Source organism: Streptomyces sp. JH002, assembly GCF_050916115.1.
Taxonomy (GTDB): domain Bacteria; phylum Actinomycetota; class Actinomycetes; order Streptomycetales; family Streptomycetaceae; genus Streptomyces; species Streptomyces xiamenensis.
Genome location: NZ_CP087989.1, coordinates 918,039 through 934,613, shown reverse-complemented (window position 1 = coordinate 934,613; position 16,575 = coordinate 918,039). Strand labels below are relative to the sequence as shown.

General features: G+C 69.7%; 12 protein-coding genes and 1 pseudogene. 2 read left to right on the top strand and 11 right to left on the bottom strand.

Annotation, left to right across the window (positions count from 1 at the left end; all coding sequences use genetic code 11):
- Nucleotides 1-39: 39 nt before the first annotated feature.
- Genes H7827_RS03915 through H7827_RS03895 form a run of 5 tightly spaced genes read right to left on the bottom strand, consistent with a single transcriptional unit; the run spans nt 40 to nt 4,314 of the window.
- Nucleotides 40-1,734 (bottom strand): hypothetical protein, encoded by a 1,695-nt coding sequence (locus tag H7827_RS03915; protein WP_432742699.1) that lies wholly within the window; start codon nt 1,732-1,734, stop codon nt 40-42.
- A 12-nt stretch (nt 1,735-1,746) separates the two neighbouring features.
- Nucleotides 1,747-1,890 (bottom strand): DUF6760 family protein, encoded by a 144-nt coding sequence (locus H7827_RS03910; RefSeq protein WP_200363303.1) that lies wholly within the window; start codon nt 1,888-1,890, stop codon nt 1,747-1,749.
- A complete protein-coding gene (locus H7827_RS03905) occupies nt 1,887-2,345 on the bottom strand; it encodes a hypothetical protein (RefSeq protein ID WP_364242144.1) in 459 nt (152 codons plus the stop codon). Before H7827_RS03905 ends, H7827_RS03910 begins: the two co-directional genes overlap by 4 nt.
- The gene (locus tag H7827_RS03900) at nt 2,345-2,788 is read right to left on the bottom strand and encodes a phage tail protein (protein ID WP_200363300.1); all 444 of its coding nucleotides are present in this window, start codon (nt 2,786-2,788) and stop codon (nt 2,345-2,347) included. The genes H7827_RS03905 and H7827_RS03900 overlap by 1 nt, the downstream gene beginning before the upstream one ends.
- Before the next feature lie 20 nt (nt 2,789-2,808).
- On the bottom strand, nt 2,809-4,314 hold the full coding sequence (locus H7827_RS03895) for a phage tail sheath family protein (protein ID WP_432742696.1): 1,506 nt from the start codon (nt 4,312-4,314) through the stop codon (nt 2,809-2,811).
- A 164-nt stretch (nt 4,315-4,478) separates the two neighbouring features.
- Here H7827_RS03895 and H7827_RS03890 point away from each other — a divergent pair, with 164 nt between their 5' ends.
- The gene (locus H7827_RS03890; RefSeq protein WP_432742694.1) at nt 4,479-7,775 is read left to right on the top strand and encodes a hypothetical protein; all 3,297 of its coding nucleotides are present in this window, start codon (nt 4,479-4,481) and stop codon (nt 7,773-7,775) included.
- Between the two features lie 9 nt (nt 7,776-7,784).
- Here H7827_RS03890 and H7827_RS03885 read toward each other — a convergent pair whose 3' ends face one another.
- From H7827_RS03885 to H7827_RS03865, 5 genes and pseudogenes are all read right to left on the bottom strand, one after another.
- Nucleotides 7,785-8,342 (bottom strand): hypothetical protein, encoded by a 558-nt coding sequence (locus H7827_RS03885; RefSeq protein ID WP_432742692.1) that lies wholly within the window; start codon nt 8,340-8,342, stop codon nt 7,785-7,787.
- Between the two features lie 103 nt (nt 8,343-8,445).
- Nucleotides 8,446-10,485 (bottom strand): ATP-binding protein, encoded by a 2,040-nt coding sequence (locus H7827_RS03880; RefSeq protein WP_432742690.1) that lies wholly within the window; start codon nt 10,483-10,485, stop codon nt 8,446-8,448.
- 32 nt (nt 10,486-10,517) lie between these two features.
- A pseudogene (locus H7827_RS03875) lies at nt 10,518-11,078 on the bottom strand (DUF4255 domain-containing protein); the annotation flags it as partial.
- Nucleotides 11,079-11,100: 22 nt separating this feature from the next.
- Nucleotides 11,101-13,218, bottom strand: coding sequence for an HYR domain-containing protein (locus tag H7827_RS03870; RefSeq protein ID WP_432742688.1), 2,118 nt, complete (start codon nt 13,216-13,218; stop codon nt 11,101-11,103).
- 124 nt (nt 13,219-13,342) lie between these two features.
- A complete protein-coding gene (locus H7827_RS03865) occupies nt 13,343-13,954 on the bottom strand; it encodes a response regulator transcription factor (protein WP_386541015.1) in 612 nt (203 codons plus the stop codon).
- Nucleotides 13,955-14,199: 245 nt separating this feature from the next.
- Between H7827_RS03865 and H7827_RS03860 the strand changes: the two genes are divergently transcribed.
- A complete protein-coding gene (locus H7827_RS03860) occupies nt 14,200-15,588 on the top strand; it encodes a COG1470 family protein (RefSeq protein ID WP_432742686.1) in 1,389 nt (462 codons plus the stop codon).
- Nucleotides 15,589-15,754: 166 nt separating this feature from the next.
- Here the strand turns inward: H7827_RS03860 and H7827_RS03855 are convergent, their stop codons facing one another.
- Nucleotides 15,755-16,573, bottom strand: coding sequence for an eCIS core domain-containing protein (locus H7827_RS03855; protein ID WP_432742684.1), 819 nt, complete (start codon nt 16,571-16,573; stop codon nt 15,755-15,757).
- Nucleotides 16,574-16,575: the final 2 nt, after the last annotated feature.

Here is a 16,575-nt window from a genome sequence, read left to right as displayed (position 1 = left end):
CGGTCGTTCGGACCTTCGGTGGCTCGGTCTTTCGGTACGTCAGTGCCGGGTGTTGATGAGATGGCCGGAGCGCTCCCGCTCCAGTCGCAGCTCGGCGCGCAGCAGGCGGCTCAGCGGGGCGAACAGGGCACGGACCAGCTCGTCGGTGACCTTGGGCGACGCATCGCCGCCGGCGCCGTCGTCCGGGGGCGCGGACGGCCCGGTGCCGGACGCGGTGGTGGTCTCGGGGGTGGGATCGGCTACGGGCTCGGGCTGCTCCGAGGTGTTGAAGCTGGGCGTGAACTCCGCCTCGGGCACGGGCGGTTCCGCGGTGTCGGCATCTCGCTGGACGGCCGGTCCCGGTGATGCGGGCGGAGGGGCCGGCACGGCGGAGGGGCCCGGGGACGGGGAGGACCGGAACACCACGGAACCGTCCGCCATCCGCTGCGCGATCCCGGCGGTGACCGCCACGGACCCGGCATCGGCCGGCACCGGCGGGGGAGTGGCCGGGGCGGGCGAGGACCGCTGCACGGCCGGCGCGGGGTTCGCCCTGCGGAGCGCGCTCTCGACGGTCGGCGTACGCTCCGCGTCCCCTCCCTCGTCCAACCACCGCACGGGTACGGAGGGCGGGGTGGGGGAGGGCTCGGCGGCGGGGTGTTCCCAGGACGGCAGGACGGTCACGGAGCGCTGGGCGACCAACGGCAGTACGGCGGGTGCGTGTTCCGGGGTGGCGTCGTCGTCGGCGTGCCGTTGCAGGGGCACGGGGGAGAAGGACGACGTGCCGCCGACCGAGCCGGGAGGACCGGCGGGCCCGGAGGAACCCCCGGAACCGATCGAGCCGAACGCGCCGGACGAACCGGACGAACGGGAGACGCTGAGTGATCCGGACGGCCCGGCACCGAGCCCTTCCAGCCCACCGGCGGCAGCCTCCCCCGACTGCGGCGCTTCCGCCCCGCCACCCTCCTCCCACCCGAGCCCCTGAACGGAGAGGGACGGCGCATCCCCGAGCAGGGGAGCGGTGGTCTCCCCTTCCCGCCCATCGGAGACCACCCCGGCATCGGGGTCGGATCCGGCACGGGAACCGATCTCGGAGCCGGGGGCGGTGCTCCGGGCGACCACATCCCGCTGGGCGGTGGGCGGCAGCGCGGTGAGCGGCTCACCCAGTCCGAGCCCGCCCCGCTCGACCGTGGGCGGCGACCCCGGATCCTGGGGCGCCACGGACGGATCGGGCTGGACCACGGCCAGCCGCCGCAGGACCGGCAGCGGCACCTCCCCCGCCGACGTCGACGTGTCGGCGAGCCGCTGGACGGGGACAGGCGGAGCACCCTCACCGGACTCGGCACTCACCACGGACCCGGCCGCACCACCAGGAGCAGAACCGAACCCCGGAGTCGCCATCGCCCCCGAGCTGTCCTCGCCCCCGCCCGCCCGGTCCGGAACGTGCGGAGCCCGGGGAGCGAACGTCTGCACGGACGGAGTGGCGAGAGCGTGTCCCACCCCGCCCGGGGCCGCCTCATCGACGTGATGCCCCAGCTCCCCGGTCACCGAGACGTTCTGCCAGGTGCTCAACGAGCCCCGGAATGCCGTGGGATCGGTCACCAGCGGCACGCCCGCGCCCGTCATCCGCTGCACGGGCGGCACCTCGCGCCACCCACCGCCGGAGGCGACTGCCGACGGTGCCCCCGCTTCCGGCACCCCGCCCAGCCCGCTCTTCTCCCGGCCCCGGCCCCACCCCAGCCACGACAACAGCCCCACGACGAGCCCGCCTCACTTCCCGCCCAGCCGGGCGACCTGCGCGACATACCTCAACCGGTCGGCATGCTCCAGATCGAGGATCTGATCCAGCGGCCAGTGGAAGTGATAGGCCAGGTACGCGACCTCCTCGTGGAGACGATCGGCCGCGTACGTCACGATTCCCCCAGGCGACCACCGCCGCCGCCGGCCAGATCCACGGCGAAGTTCTCCTGACAGGACGGGCACGTCACGGACGCCCGAGTGTGCCCCTCGGAGTTGATCCGCCGGTAGAAGTCCTGGAGGAACGCCAGATCCGAGGCGAACAGGTCCTCCACCACCCCCGGGTGGATGTCCTCGATGGACCCGAGCCGCGTGATCACCCGGGAGATGAGCACCACCGACAGATAGGCGGAGTTCTCCCGCACCCGGTCGTCCCGCAGCGGCACCAACTCGTCGCGGGCCGTCGCCAGCCGCATCACCCCGGACCGGTGCACGGTCCCGGACCCGTCCACGTACCCCCGGGGCAGCTCGAACGCGAACTCCGTCCGCAACAGGCCCTCGTCCCGCTCCCGCTCCCGCACCGCCGTGGGGGAGGACGTGCCACCCGACACGGCGGGAATGCCGCGCCGCATCACTCGACGTCCAGGCTCTCGTAGGTGATGGAGAGTTTCTCGGTCAGTACCGAGGTGTCCCCGGCCTTCAGGGCACTGATCTCCAGCGACTTCGGCCAGGCGTTGACCAGCTTGTACCGTTTGATCGGAATGCCCTCGTAGTCGTACACGATGATCGAGCCGTTGCGCCGGGCGCTGCTCATCTGCCCGAAGCGCGAGTCCTTCACCCACCGCTCGAAACTGTTGTCCTCCGTCAGACCCCGGGTGACGGTGACCTCCCCGGCCTTGGGGCGGCCGGGCAGCTTCTTGATGGCGTACTTGCCGTCGGCGGTGTTCTGCTTCAGCTCGATGACGTCCTGTTCCATCTTCAGACCACTCACCTCGGTGATCTGCCGGATCAGCACACTGTCGAACTCCAGGCCGAACGAATGCCCCACGGAACTGTCAAGATCAGGCAGCGGCATAACGGTCTCCTCCCCTCACATCACTCGTCCACGGCGCCGGAACCACCCGACAACTGCGCGAGCCGGAACACCACGAACTCGGCGGGTTTCACCGGGGCCACCCCGACCTCGCAGATGACCTGTCCGGCGTCGATGCTCTCCGGCGGATTGGTCTCGCGGTCACACTTCACGTAGAACGCGTCGTCCGGCGTCAGCCCGAACAGGGCGCCCTTGCGCCACTCGTTCGTCAAGAACGCCTGGATCGTGCGCCGCACCCGCGCCCACAGCGCGTCGTCGTTCGGCTCGAACACCACCCACTGGGTGCCCGCGAGAATCGACTCCTCCAGGTAGTTGAACAGCCGGCGCACATTCAGATAGCGCCAGGCCGGGTCACTGGAGAGCGTCCGCGCGCCCCACACCCGGATGCCCCGGCCGGCGAAGAACCGCACGCAGTTCACACCGACGGGGTTCAGCAGATCCTGCTCGCCCTTGGTGAGCTGCGTCTGCAGGGCCACGGCGCCCCGGATCACCTCGTTGGCGGGCGCCTTGTGCACCCCGCGCGAGTCGTCGTTGCGGGCCCACACCCCGGCGATGTGCCCGCTCGGCGGCACGAAGACGTTCCGTCCCTGCCCCAGGTCGAGCACCTTGATCCAGGGGTAGTACAGCGCGGCGTACTTGGAGTCGAATCCGGTGGTCTCCGTCCGCCACGTCTTGACCTGCTGCGGGCTCAGCCCCGGCAGCGCGTCGAGGATCGCGACCCGGTCGCCCATCGCCTCGCAGTGGGCGATGAGGCCCTGCTGAACGGCGACCACCGACTCCAGATCCAGTACGCCCCGCTGGTAGGCGCTCATGAGATCCGGAACGGCCACCATCGTGACCTCTTCGACGGCCTCCAGACCGCCGAAGCCGGTGCGGGTGTCGGGGTCGCCGACGAAGGAGTCGGCGGACAGTTCCCGCGGAGGATCCGCCGACGCGACCGGCAGCGTCACGGACTGCGCCTCGGGGCGTACGGCCACGGCCCCGCGCTGGGCGATCTCCAGCCGGATCAGCGCGGACCGGGCCTTGACCTGGGTGGCGACGTTGTCCTTGTTCCGCTTCGTGCTGACCCCGGGATAGGTCTCGGCGGCCTCGCCATCCTTCCTCACCACGAGCGTGAACAGGCCGTCATCGGCGTCCTCGCCCTCGGGATGCACGACCTCGACGCCGATCTCCCCGGTCACCCCCGGCAGGACCCGCACCGTGTAGGGCCCGAGCTCGGCCTGCGCCGGCTCGGCGCTCTCACCGCCCTGCCCGATGCGCACCACATACGCCACACCGCCACCGTTGGCGAAGTAGCCGTACACGGACGACGCGAGATAGGTGCCCTCAACGAAATCACCGAAGACGCTGACGAACTGACTCCAGTTGGAGACCAGCGTGGGCTCGTTGAACGGCCCCTTCTGGGCGAACCCGATAAAGGCGGCCACAGCCGTGCCGACCCCTTCGATCGGCCGGCTCCCTGACTCCACCTCTTCGACGTACACACCCGGGGACAGGTACGACGGCATGCCACTCTCCTCGGCCGGGGAGCACCGATTTTTCGCCGTCCGAGGGATCTTGCGGAACGTCCAAACGGCCGCCCAAGCGCGCACAGGAGGCTGCCCCATGGTGAAAGAAACGCGTCACCGTGCCGGTCTGTCGCTCCCCGCCGCCGAGCGGCACGGTGGAGGACATGGCGCGGACGGAGAGCGGGAAACAGCCCCTCCCGGAACAGCAGCACACCAGAACCCCAGCAGCCACATCCGCACCGCTTCCCGCCGCGGCCCTGCACCAACTGCAACGCAGCGCGGGGAACGCGGCGGTCGCGCGGCTGGTGGCGCAGCGCTACACGCCGCCCGTGAAGCCCTCGCCGGCGCAGGCGCCCGGACTGCGCCGGGTGAACGCGGACATCGGGGCGAAGCGGCAGAAACTCTCCGCGCACCCCGCGCCGGTTGCCGAGTCCCGCGCGGCCCAGGACGCGGCCGTCGCCCCGCCGGACGACAAACAGGCGCAGGCCAAGACCCAGCAGGCCGAGAAGATGAACGCCGCCGAGCCGGGCGACTTCGACAAGGCGGCCTTCATCACGGCGGTGAACCAGGCGGTCGAGGCACAGGCGCCCAAGAACCTCGACGAGGCGGACAACTTCTCCGACTCCGGCAACGCCGACCGGATCAAGGACGAGGTCGACGGCCAGGTCACGGACGGGGCCGAGTCCTCGGCGGAGGACATCGCGACCACGACAGGAGAGGCCCCGGACACCTCCAACACCACGGACAAAGAGGTCACCCCGCTCACCGCGGACCAGCCACCTGGTAACCCGGGTGCCCCGAGCGCCTCGGACGCGGTTCCCGCGCGTCAGCCCGAGGAGGTCACCGACTTCTCGGAGGGCCAACGCGACGCCGAGCAGCAGATGGCCGACGCCGACGTCACCGAGGAGCAGCTGGCCAGGGGCAACGAACCGGACTTCGACAACGCCCTGTCGGAGAAGAAACAGGGCGAGGAGGAGACCGCTGCGGCGCCCGGCCAGGCGAGAGCCGCGGAGAACGCCGAGATCCAGACTGCGAAGTCGGGCGCGGCGGCAGCGGGCGCCCAGGCCATGGCCGGCCTGACGGCCACCCGCCAGGAGACGGGCGCGCAGGTCGACTCGGGCAAGACCGAGACCAAGTCGGCGGACGAGAAGAAACGCGAACAGGTCACGGCCAAGCTCCAGAAGGTCTTCGACGACACGAAGACCGACGTGGAGAAGACGCTGGACGGCCTCGACGGCAAGGTCGACACCCAGTTCACGAACGGCGAGAAACGCGCCAGGGACGACTTCACCGCGGACCACGAACGCCGGATGAAGGCGTACAAGGACAAGCGCTACTCAGGCCTGCGGGGCAAGGCCCGCTGGGTGAAGGACAAGTTCGCGGGCCTCCCCGATGAGGCGAATGACCTCTACCAGGAGTCCAGGAAGCTCTACGTCAACCGGATGCAGGGCGTCATCTCCGACATCGCCGACACGATCGGCCGCGAACTGGGCCGCGCCAAGAGCCGCATCGAGCGCGGGCGCACGGAGCTCCAGGCGGAGGTGGAGAAGCTCCCGGCGGACCTGCGCCGGTTCGGCGAGGAAGCGGCGGCGGACTTCTCGGGCAAGTTCGACGACCTGGAGACGACGGTCGACGAGAAGTCCGAGCAGCTCGTCCAGGACCTCGCCCAGAAGTACACCGAGGCGCTGGACGCGATCGACGAGGAGATCAAGGAACTCCAGGAGGCGAACAAGGGCCTGTGGGACCGGATCAAGGACGCGGTGGTCGGCGTCATCCAGACGATCATCGAGCTGACCAACGCGCTGATGGGCATCTTGGCCAAGGCGGCCACTGCCGTCTCCAAGATCATCAAGGACCCGATCGGCTTCCTCGGCAACGTGGTCCGCTTCGTCGGAGACGGCCTGAACCTGTTCACCGCGAACATCGAGCAGCACCTCAAGACCGGCCTGGTCTCCTGGCTGCTCGGCACGGCCGTCAAGACCGGCCTGGAGATCCCGGCGAAGTTCGACGCGAAGGGCATCGTCCAGCTCCTGGCCTCCCTCCTCGGCCTCACCTGGGACACCATCCGCGCCAAGATCGTCCGCAAGGGCGTCCCGGACAAGGCCATGGCGACCGTCGAGAAGACGATCCCGGAAGCCCAGGCCCTGCAACGCGAGGGCCCCGCCGGCCTCACCAAGGAGATCACCGGCGAATCGGGTGACCTGAAGAAAACCATCCTGGACGACCTGAAGTCCTACCTGATCCCCACGGTCATCGTGGCCGGCATCGCCTGGATCGTCTCCCTCCTGACCCCCGCCTCGGCCTTCGTGCGCGCGGTCAAGGGAATCATCGACATCGTCACCTTCATCGTGACCCAGGCCGCCCAGATCACCGACTTCATGAACGCGATCCTCGACGCGGTCATCGCCATCGCCGACGGCGCGGCAGCGGGCGTCCCCAAACTCATCGAATCAGCCCTCTCGACGAGCATCCCGGTCCTCCTAGGCTTCCTGGCCGCCCTCCTGGGCATCGGGAGCCTGGCCAACAAGGTCCGCAACGTCTTCCAAAAGGTCTCCCGCCCGGTCGGCCGCGCCATCGACAAAATCATCGACCGAATTGCCCGGGCTGGTAAGAAACTTTGGAGGAAGATAAGAAATCAAAAGAACGGAGAGGGTAATGGTCGCGATAGTGTCACCGGGGGGCGGACAGAGGGAGAGAAGAAGCGGGATCTAAATGCTGGCCTCAATGCAACTGAGGGCCTTTTCAAAAAGGGCATGCATGAAAGTGAAGTGCGCCAGCATATTCCTGCAATAAAACAGCGCCATCGAATGACAGAACTGGCACTGACGGTTGATTGCGACTCAGAGGGTAGGCAATATTACATAATTGACGGAGCGGTCAATCCGCGCGACAGGAGAACTGGGCAAAATAATGGCCCGAAGCGAGGTGATCACGTTTTTGCTCTCGGGCTTTCCGGAACATTGCTCGAAATCCATCAGGTTGTTTCGGGTGAGGTGGGGCATGTGGATAAGACTCCCGTAGTCAATCTTGTCGTCTCTTTGGAGAGTGCCCATGCGACGGCGCGAGGTATACCTGAGATCGTAGTTCGAAAGGGCGGCGGCTACCAGGGGGCGGACGGTGACGAGCACTCGAGAGCCTACGGCGAGAGATCTAAAGGTGCGAGAGATGCGATGACATCGCTTGCTCTCGGCTTATCCCGATATTATGGAGCGGACTGGGGGGATGATCATGTGCTTAACGCCGAGCGTGTTGAGGTGGCTTCCCTGCATGCCAATTCAATGGTGAGAGAATGGTTGAGCCAAGTGGTGGACAGGGAATCAGTTCCCCTCATCCCTAAGGGCGAGATGCGCAGGTTCCGCGAGGGAGAGTCGGCACTGGAAGACATTGGAATATCCCTGGGTAGCGCCATAGAAAGGACTATGCTCAGAATTCCGCGAGGCGGGAAGTCCTCGCTCCCCTGAATGCGATGCTCATATTTGCAGGCGGAGAATTTCATCGTCTCCATATATTTCTGCTGCCACGTAGAGAAAATCGAGATAGGCTCTGTATGCCAGGATGTACATCTCCTTGGCGGCTTGCATGTGATTCTCGCGTGATGTTTCCCTGATTGCGATGGAATCAATTGCCCTATGTATGGCAATGCTATAGTCGCTCAGTTTGCTCGACGCTTCGGTGGCCATTTCTCTCACTGTCTCAGGCCGTTGCAGAAGCATGGCGCTGTCGGACTTTTTTAGCCCCTCGGATGATTCATCCCAGAGGCGTCTTGCATTAGCGAGAAGTTCGGAGATTTCTTCGCCAGTCTCATCATCGACTAGAGTGATTTCAATGTATGCTTTGCGGAGGTTGGTGAGGCAGCCTCTGTAGTTCTGCGCATATGAAATGAGATCGTCATGGTCTGGATAATCGACCAAGACTTCTTGTTCTGGCCCTTGTTGCAGTCCAGATCGGCGTCTATGAAGAATCTTGGCGAGCAAGGCGACTCCACCTGCTCCGATAGCCCCGAGCGTCGTGACCAGTCCTAGATCCATCCGGTGGGCCTTTCGTCGCTAGCACAGGGTTGGCACCGACGAAGTGCGGAACTTTGCCAGTCTGACCCGGGTATTGGAGTAGGTCAATGGCACGTCGTCCGTCTTATGGACTGATGTCGTTCTGACTTCCAAGCAGGTTCATGTAAGAGCCGAACTCCGAGGCCAGGGTCAGGCGGCCCAGCTTCTGGTATTCGCGTTGGGTGGCGCGGATCAGCAGGGGCATCGTGATCTCGGTGCCCGCTGTCGCGGCCAGGTAGGCCGCCGTGATGGCGATCGAGCGGATGTTGCCGCCGGCCAGTTCGAAGGACTCGGCGCAGAAGTCCAGGTCCAGGTCGGGGGAGAGCGGGACGTGGGTGCCCAGGGACTTGGTCCACAGGCGTCTGCGATCCTCGGCGTCCGGCAACGGGAAGTCGATGACCAGGTCCAGGCGCCGGGTGAACGCGTCGTCCAGGTTGGCCCGGAGGTTGGTCGACAGGATGGCCAGGCCGTCGAAGGATTCCATGCGTTGCAGCAGGTAGGCGCTCTCCACATTCGCGTAGCGGTCGTGGGCGTCCTTGACCTCCGAGCGTTTGCCGAAGATGGCATCCGCCTCGTCGAAGAGCAGGACGCCGTTGATTCCGGCCGCTTCCGTGAAGATGCGTTCCAGGTTCTTCTCCGTCTCGCCGACGTACTTGTCGATCACCGTGGCGAGATCCACCGTGTAGAGGTCCAGGCCGAGATCGGCCGCGATGACCTCCGCGGACATCGTCTTGCCCGTCCCCGAGTCGCCCGCGAACAGCGCCGACACCCCGCGGCCCCGGCCACCGCCCGGGCGCATGGACCAGGTGCCCAGGACCTGGTCGCGGTGCCGGGCGCGGGCCGCCAGTTCGTGGAGCTGGGTCAGGGCGTCCGCCGGCAGCACCAGGTCATCCCAGGTGACGGACGGTTCGATGCGCCGGGCCAGGCGATCGAGCCCGGCCGCATTCTGGGCCCGGGCACCCGCGCTGATGTGCTCCGGTCGCAGTACGCCGTCCGTCAGGAGCGCCGACTGCGCCGCGGTGCGGGCCGCGCCCGCCAGTTGGGACGGGGTGAGGAGGAACGGGGACAGCAGGTCCGTCAGGTTCAGGTCCGCCGGGACCGGGCGTCCGTGCGCCGCCGTCCAGATGTCGGCGCGCTGGGACGGTTCGACCCGGGGGGCGGCGAGGTGCAGCGGCTGGTCGCTCGACCAGTCCGCGTCCCACGGGATCGATCCCGTCAGGATCAGGGGCGGCCCGCTCTGCGTGAGCAACCGCAGCGTGGGGACGTGGTGCGGGAGCAAGGCCTCCAGGGGTGAGCAGATCAGGCCCGCGTCCGTCAGCCGTGCCTCGCGGATCAGGGTGCGGACGGCCTGGGACGGTGCCGGGTCCTCAGCCAGCCGGTGCAGGTTCACCGTCAGGGTGGACTTGCCCGCGTTCCGCAGCGCCTGTGTGGCCATGGAGTGGGCGGCCCCGCCCAGGGGCGACTTCAGGTGGACCAGGCGCACGCCCCGGGTCAGGGCCGTTGTCAGCGCGTCCGCCGCGTCGCCGGGAAAGGGCGCGTCCTCCCGCGTCAGCAGGTGCGCGATGCGCGGGTCCGGGGTGTCGCTCCCCAGCAGGTGGGACGTCACGCGGTCCGGGACCCGCAGCGCCCGGGTCAGAAACGGGCGGTCCGTGTCCTCCGTCAGCAGCAGGCCGCCGTCTATCAAGGGGGACCCGGACGCGAAATGGTCCCGTGCCGTCGCGTCCGCCGGTGAGACACCGCACAGGCCCAGTGCCAGGCCGATCGACGGGCGGCGGCGCGTCACGTCGTCGTTCAGATAGCCGTAGAACGCCTCGAAGCGGTCGTCCAGGTCGGGCAGGAGCGCGATCAGCAGGATGTCCACGTCCCGGCGGGACAAACCGAACGTCGCCCGCAGCGCGTTCAGTCGGGAGGGTTCGGCGGGCTCGTCGTCCTCGTCGATGTCGCCGGGAGCGGATCCGCCCGCCGGGCGGCCCTCGTCCAGCAGCCACTGGATCCGTTCCTCACTCAGGTACAGGCCCCGGAAGGCATCGTCCGGGTCCGGGTCGGTCCGCCTGCGCTCCGCCACCGCCGCCCGGATGCGCTGCTCCACCCGGCGGGCCCGGTGCAGCAGATGCCCGGCCGTCATGCCCCGCCGCCGGCTTCCGCCGTGTTCGTCATGCCCACGCTGACCCCGCCGTCCGTGACCGGCGGGCCCGCCGGGTACACCGGGGACTCGGTCACCGGCACGCTGATCACCAGGTCCAGGGACGGCTTCAACTCGCCCCCCAGCGCGCTCCACACATCCGCGAACGACCGGTCCTCCGGCGGCGGCAGCGCGATCGTCATCGGAATCGCGATACCCAACTCCGCCAGCGCGCCCGTCAGATGGACGGCCGGCAGCGCGTCCTGGCGCAGCAGCGAGATGAGCAGCGAGGACAGCAGCCGGTGCTCGTCCTCCGGGCGCTTGGTCCAGGCGGTGATCAGGTACGAGAGCTTGAAGTAGCGCGGCGGCCGGCGCCGGGCCACGACAACACCCGCCTCGTTGTACTCGTTGTGCAGCCCGCGTTCCCGCCGCCGCATGTCCTCGCGGATGTCGTACAGGTACAGGTTCACCGTCGGGGCGTTGACCCTCGCCGCCCACTCGCGCGTCGGCGCCTCGAAGACGATCGCGATCTGCGCACCCGCGATCACATCCGTCCGCAGCATGCCGCGCAGGGCCTCGTCCACCTCATGGATCATCGTGTGCTCCGCCCGTCCGCCGTCAGCTGCGCCCGATGAAGTCCGGCGGACGCAGCGTCCGCTGCACCACCAGGAAGTCCTCTTCGAAGGGTTCGAACTCCGCCGTTTCCGCCCGCAGGACGCGCGCGCCCAACTGGTCCTTGCGCAGCACCAGCACCTGCGTCTCGAACGTTCCGTCGGCCGCAGCCCGGACGGGTGCCTGTGCCGCCGTGATGCCGGGCTCCCAGCTCAGCGCCACGTCCGTGCCGGGCGGAAAGTTCTCGCCGCGCACGATCGCCACCGAGCCGGGGGTGCCGACCTCGGGGGTGACGGTCAGTTCCGGCTGGACGATGTCGATCCGCGCGGTCGTCGCGTTGTCGGCGCCGGCCGGGTCGGCGGTCGTCCCGCTGACGGTGGCGCGCAGTTCGCCGCTGAGCGGCAGGCCGTACGTCGCCGTCTGGGTCACCGTCATGCGTTCGCCCGGTGCCACCGTGCAGGGGGCGGCCACCGTGCAGGCGGACTGGATCTCCACCGTGCGGTCGGCGGGGTCCGGGCGGCGCGGCCAGGCCGTCGCCAGGACCAGGCCCTCGGCCGTGTCGGGGCCGGCGTTGGTGAGGGTGAACTCGGTGGTGACCGGCAGGCCGGTGGACCCCGGTACGGGGTCCACCGCCGCCGTCACCGCGACATCGGCCGAGGGCGGCGGGGGCGGTGCCGGCGGGTCGGGCAGGACCGGCAGGACCGTGAACGTCGCCGTACCGGTGCCGGTGTTGCCCGCCGAGTCGGTGGCGGTGCACACCACCTCCGTGGTGCCGACCGGGAACACCGCCCCGGACGGCGGCTCGCACTCCACCGGCAGTGCGCCGTCCACCGCGTCCTCCGCCGTGGCGGTGTACTCGATCCGGACCCCGTCCTCCTCGGTGGCCCGCACCGTGCGGTCGTCGATGGTCACGACGGGCGCGCCGAGGTCGTTGACCGTGATGGTGATGGTCTGGCGGTAGTCCGGGTCGGTCTCCTCGTCGTCCTCGGGGGCCGCCGGGGGCGGGGCGTCCGGGTCGAGGAGTTCCGGTGGAATGCCGTTCGGCGCCCGGCCGTTGAGCAGGAACTGGACGACGCAGGTCAGCGTGGCGCCCTGCGGGGCTCCCCCGGCGACGGTGATGGTCTCGGCGAACGCCGCGGATGCGCCGCTCGTCACCGTACGGGCCTCGGGTGTCAGGACCACGGTCAGCGCCGGGTCGCAGACGAGCGACTGATGGGTGACGGTGGTGGAGAGGTTGGTGAGCCCCTGCACGATGGCCTCACTCACCCGGTTCGCGTCGATGCCCTCGATGAGCTGCCCGTCCGTCGCCGCCACGAGGGCGTCGGCCTGGCCCGGCGGGTGCGGCGGGTCGGTTCCCCAATCGGGGTGGGTGCCGTCGCCGTTGAGCCCGTCGCCGTCGGGTGTGTCGATGTCCACGGCCACGGTGCGCGCGCCGATGTTCCGCAGGAGGGTGATCACATCGCTGAGGTGGTGGCCCATGCTCGGGTCGTGGCTGGACGCGTCGCCGATCAGGACGACGATGGGGCTCGCGCCGTCCCGGAATTCGGTGGCCCCGCCCGCGCCCGTGCCGATCTGCCACAGGGCGTTGATCCAGTCCTCGGCCGGTCCGCCGCTCCACCCTCCCCGGTCGGCCTCGATGTCGTCGACACCGTCCTGGACGGCCGTCAGGTCGTACGTCAGCGGAGTGTGCACCTCGAAGGTCCGGCTGCCGTCCGTCTCATCGTTGTCGTCGCCGAAGCTGATCACCGCGAACCGGGAATCGGGCTGTTCCTGCCGTACCCGGTCGGTGACCACCGTCAGGGTCTCGCGCAGCCGGTCGATGGTCGGCTGCATGCTCCCCGTGCCGTCGACCAGCAGCACCACATCGGGCCGCGGGGGCACCACCGGGGTGCGGATCTCCTTGTCCGCCTCGATCGTCTCGCCGGGGTCGGCCTCGCGCGTCACGCCGCCCGGGGCCGTGCCCGGGCCGGGGTCCACCGCGGCGGCGTACGCCGCGCCGCCCGCCGCCGAGCCGGAGATCGATGCCGCCAGCAGGATCAGGACCGTACTCAGTGCCACCCGCCACCGGCCGTCGCCGCCCCCCGGCCGCCCCGCCGCCCACTGCCCCAGTGCCAGCCCCCGCACGGTCCACCTCACTCGAGATCGCTTGGGTCCCCACCGTCTCCCGCGCGCGTGGGCGGCGCAGCGAGAGCGGAGCCAGCCTTTCGGGAAGGGGCTCCTTCCCGAAAGGCCGTTTGCGCCTCCGGTCTCAGATCAGGCCCTGGCGCAGCGCGTACGCCACCGCGTGGGAGCGGTTGCGCAGATTGAGCCGGGTCATGACCGCGTGCAGCACGTTCTTGATCGTCCGTTCGGAATAGGCCAGGCGTACGGCGATGTCGGCCGTGTCGAACCCTTCCGCGACCAGCCGCAGGACCTCGATCTCGCGCGCCGCGAGTCCGGTGAAGTTCAGTCCGCGCGGGGCGAGGAGCTGGCCCTGTACGCGGCCGACCTGCGTCAGCAGGCCGCCCAGCAGATCCGGTGGCACGTACCCCTCGCCCTTGGCCACCGCGCCGATCACCGCGACCAGCCGTTCGGGGGTGGCCTCCGTGCGCCGTACCACCCCCACGAAGCCGCACTCGGCGGCGCTCACCAGTTGCTGTTCGTCGATCTGGGTGACCACCAGCACCCCGCGCGGGGTGCCGGTCCGTTGTGCCTGTCGCAGGATCCGCAGGGCGCCGTCGTCGATGAGGTCGACCACGACGACCACCACCTGCGCGGTGTCGCAGGATCCGTCCCGGTCGACGATGCGTACCTCCGGCCGGGTCCTGAGGTGGCTGGCGATGCCGGCCTGTGAGATCGGATCCTGGGCCCGCAGGTCCACGGTGATGCGGTCCGTGACTGTTTGTTGCACGTCGCGTCGTCCTCCCCCTGTTGAATTAAGTCATGTCATGATCGCGTCATATGCCAATCGGGAGATTGCCCCACCCACCCCCATAAGAGGTGCTTCCGGGCCAGGAGGGGTAATCCCCGGCGCAGTCACGATGGCTGGGAGAGAACCACATCTTGCCCAAAAGTGTTCCTGTACGGCCGCTCCCCGAGCGTTCACCGCCCCCTACCGTGCCCGTTATGACCGTGTCAGCGAGCTTGGACGAGTCGCCCCTCTCCGTGTCACCCGGAGACGAGGCCGGCCTCCCCGTACGGGTGCTGAACTCCGGCACCATCGTCGAAGAGGTCCGATTCGAGGTGGTCGGGCCGTGTGCCGCCTGGACCACGGTCGAACCGGAAACCCTCTCCCTGTACCCGGGATCCACGGGCACCGCCGTGCTCCGTCTGCGCCCGCCCCGCGAACCCGGCATCACCCCCGGAACCGTCCCGCTCGGCCTGCGGGTCACCCACACCAGCGACGACGGTCACCCCCAGGTGCCCGAACGCACCGTCACCGTCGAGCCGTACGCCGAGGTCACGGCCGAACTGCTGCCGCGCGGTTCGCAGGGCAGGCTGCGCGGCCGGCACCGGATCGCCGTCGACAACCGGGGCAACACCCCCAGCACCCTCGACCTCACCACCCAGCAGTCCACCGACCGGGTGCGCCCCGTCTTCGAGCCCGCGACCCTGCGGATCCCGCCGGGCCAGGCGCAGTTCGCCACGCTGAAGGTCAAGCCCGCCAAGCGCGTGTGGCGCGGCGCCGCCGTCACCCACCCCTTCCATGCGGTCGTCAGCACCGCCCCGGCCGCAGCCGAGGAGGCAGGGAGCACGGACCCGCCACCCACCGGCGCCGAACCCGTCGTCCTGGACGGGGTGTACGAGCAGCAGGCCATCATCCCGCAGTGGCTGCCCCGCGCCCTGATCGCCGCGGTGCTCATCGGCGCGCTGCTCACCGGGCTGTGGTTCACCGTGCTGCGGCCCACCGTGCAGTCCGCCGCGCGGGACGCGGTGCCCGACGCCGTCCAGGACGCCGTGGAGGAGATCGACGCGTCCCGCGACGGCGGACTGACCCAGGGTCAGGACGGCGGGCCCGACGCGGGGGCGGGCGGCGCGGGCGGCGGCGGTGACCCGGCCGGTCAGGGCGCCGGAGGCGCGGACGGCGGCGCCGACGGAGCGGGCGGGGGCAGCGGCTCACCAGCCGCCGGCGAGCCGGGCGGCCCCGGCCTGCCCACCAGCGCCCGCGTGGAGGTACGGGACGGCCCGGGCGGCGGCGCCACCACCCGCAGCGCGTACGAGGTGCCGTCCGGCATGACGTTCCAGCTGACCGACATCGTGGTGCAGAACCCGCAGGGCGACGCCGGCGACCTGACCATCTCCAGTCAGGGCGCGCCGCTGCTCACCCTGGCCCTGGAGAACTTCCGCGACACCGACTACCACTTCGTCACCCCGATCGCGGTGCCGGCGGGCGAGGAGATCACCATCACGCTCAACTGCCGCGAGGTGGGGCGGCCGGTGGCCAGCAGCGCGCCCTCGGAGTGCTCCGAGGCGCTGTTCCTGTCGGGCACGCTCACCGCGCCGCCGGAGGGCTGAGGCGACGAGGGGCGGCCGGGGCGCGCCGACCGGGGACGAGATCACCGGGGCGCGCCGGGCCGAACGAGCTGAGGCGTACGCGCCGGGCCGAGGTGACCTCACCCGGCCCGGGCCGCGATCCAGCCCGACTCAGCCCGATCCAGCCGGATCCAGCCCGTTCGGGAGGCTACGGGGCGTCCCCGGTCGCCTCCTCCTCTTCCTCCTCCTCGGCCTCCCGCTGGACGAAGGCACCCTGGACGTCCGCCGGTTCCTCGTCCTCGCCCTCGTCCTCCTCCGTCCGCTGCACGGCCGCGGACGTCGCCGGGGCCGGCGCGGACACCGGTGCGGCGGCCTCCGCCCCGGCGGGGGAGGAGGGCACCGGTTCCGCCATCGCCCGCTCGGCGTTGGCCACCGCCTCCCGCTCGTACCGGTCCGAGGGATCGCTCACCCGGATCCCGCCGGGCGCCTCCGTACCCTCCACCGGGCCGCTGCGCTGCTGGATCACATGGGTCAGCTCGTGCGCCAGCATGGTGCGGCCCTCGTCCGAACCGGGGGCGTAGGCGTCGCGCTGGAACACCACGTCGTTGCCGACCGTGTACGCGTGCGCGCCCACCTCCTTCGCCGAGTCGTGCGCCCGGGAGTCGGTGTGCACCCGGACGTCGGAGAAGTCGGCACCCAGCCGCGCCTCCATGTCCGAGCGGGTGTCCGTGTCCAGCGCCTGGCCACCGCCCGAACCCACCACGTCGTGCACCGAGGACCGGCCGCCGCCCGTGAGGCCGCTCTCCTCCTCGCCCGAGCGGTCCGCGTCCCGCTGCAGCATCGCCCCCACCGCCTGGTTGCCCACGGCGCGCTGCAGGGCGCCCACACCACCCGTCCCGACCACGTCCGGGCGCCCGGCGACCGCCGCCCCGTACAGCTTCGGCAGCGCCTCCTGGTGCCACGGCGTCTCCCGCCGGGCCTCCGCCGCCCCGTCGTCGAACTCGTTCCCCTGCTCATGCGCGCGCATTG

Excerpts from the sequence above, each read along its gene's own strand:
- H7827_RS03905 (WP_364242144.1), bottom strand. The coding sequence starts at position 2,345 with ATGCGGCGCGGCATTCCCGCCGTGTCGGGTGGCACGTCCTCCCCCACG.
- H7827_RS03900 (WP_200363300.1), bottom strand. The coding sequence starts at position 2,788 with ATGCCGCTGCCTGATCTTGACAGTTCCGTGGGGCATTCGTTCGGCCTG.
- H7827_RS03895 (WP_432742696.1), bottom strand. The coding sequence starts at position 4,314 with ATGCCGTCGTACCTGTCCCCGGGTGTGTACGTCGAAGAGGTGGAGTCA.
- H7827_RS03890 (WP_432742694.1), top strand. The coding sequence starts at position 4,479 with ATGGCGCGGACGGAGAGCGGGAAACAGCCCCTCCCGGAACAGCAGCAC.
- H7827_RS03885 (WP_432742692.1), bottom strand. The coding sequence starts at position 8,342 with ATGGATCTAGGACTGGTCACGACGCTCGGGGCTATCGGAGCAGGTGGA.
- H7827_RS03880 (WP_432742690.1), bottom strand. The coding sequence starts at position 10,485 with ATGACGGCCGGGCATCTGCTGCACCGGGCCCGCCGGGTGGAGCAGCGC.
- H7827_RS03860 (WP_432742686.1), top strand. The coding sequence starts at position 14,200 with ATGACCGTGTCAGCGAGCTTGGACGAGTCGCCCCTCTCCGTGTCACCC.
- H7827_RS03855 (WP_432742684.1), bottom strand. The coding sequence starts at position 16,573 with ATGCGCGCGCATGAGCAGGGGAACGAGTTCGACGACGGGGCGGCGGAG.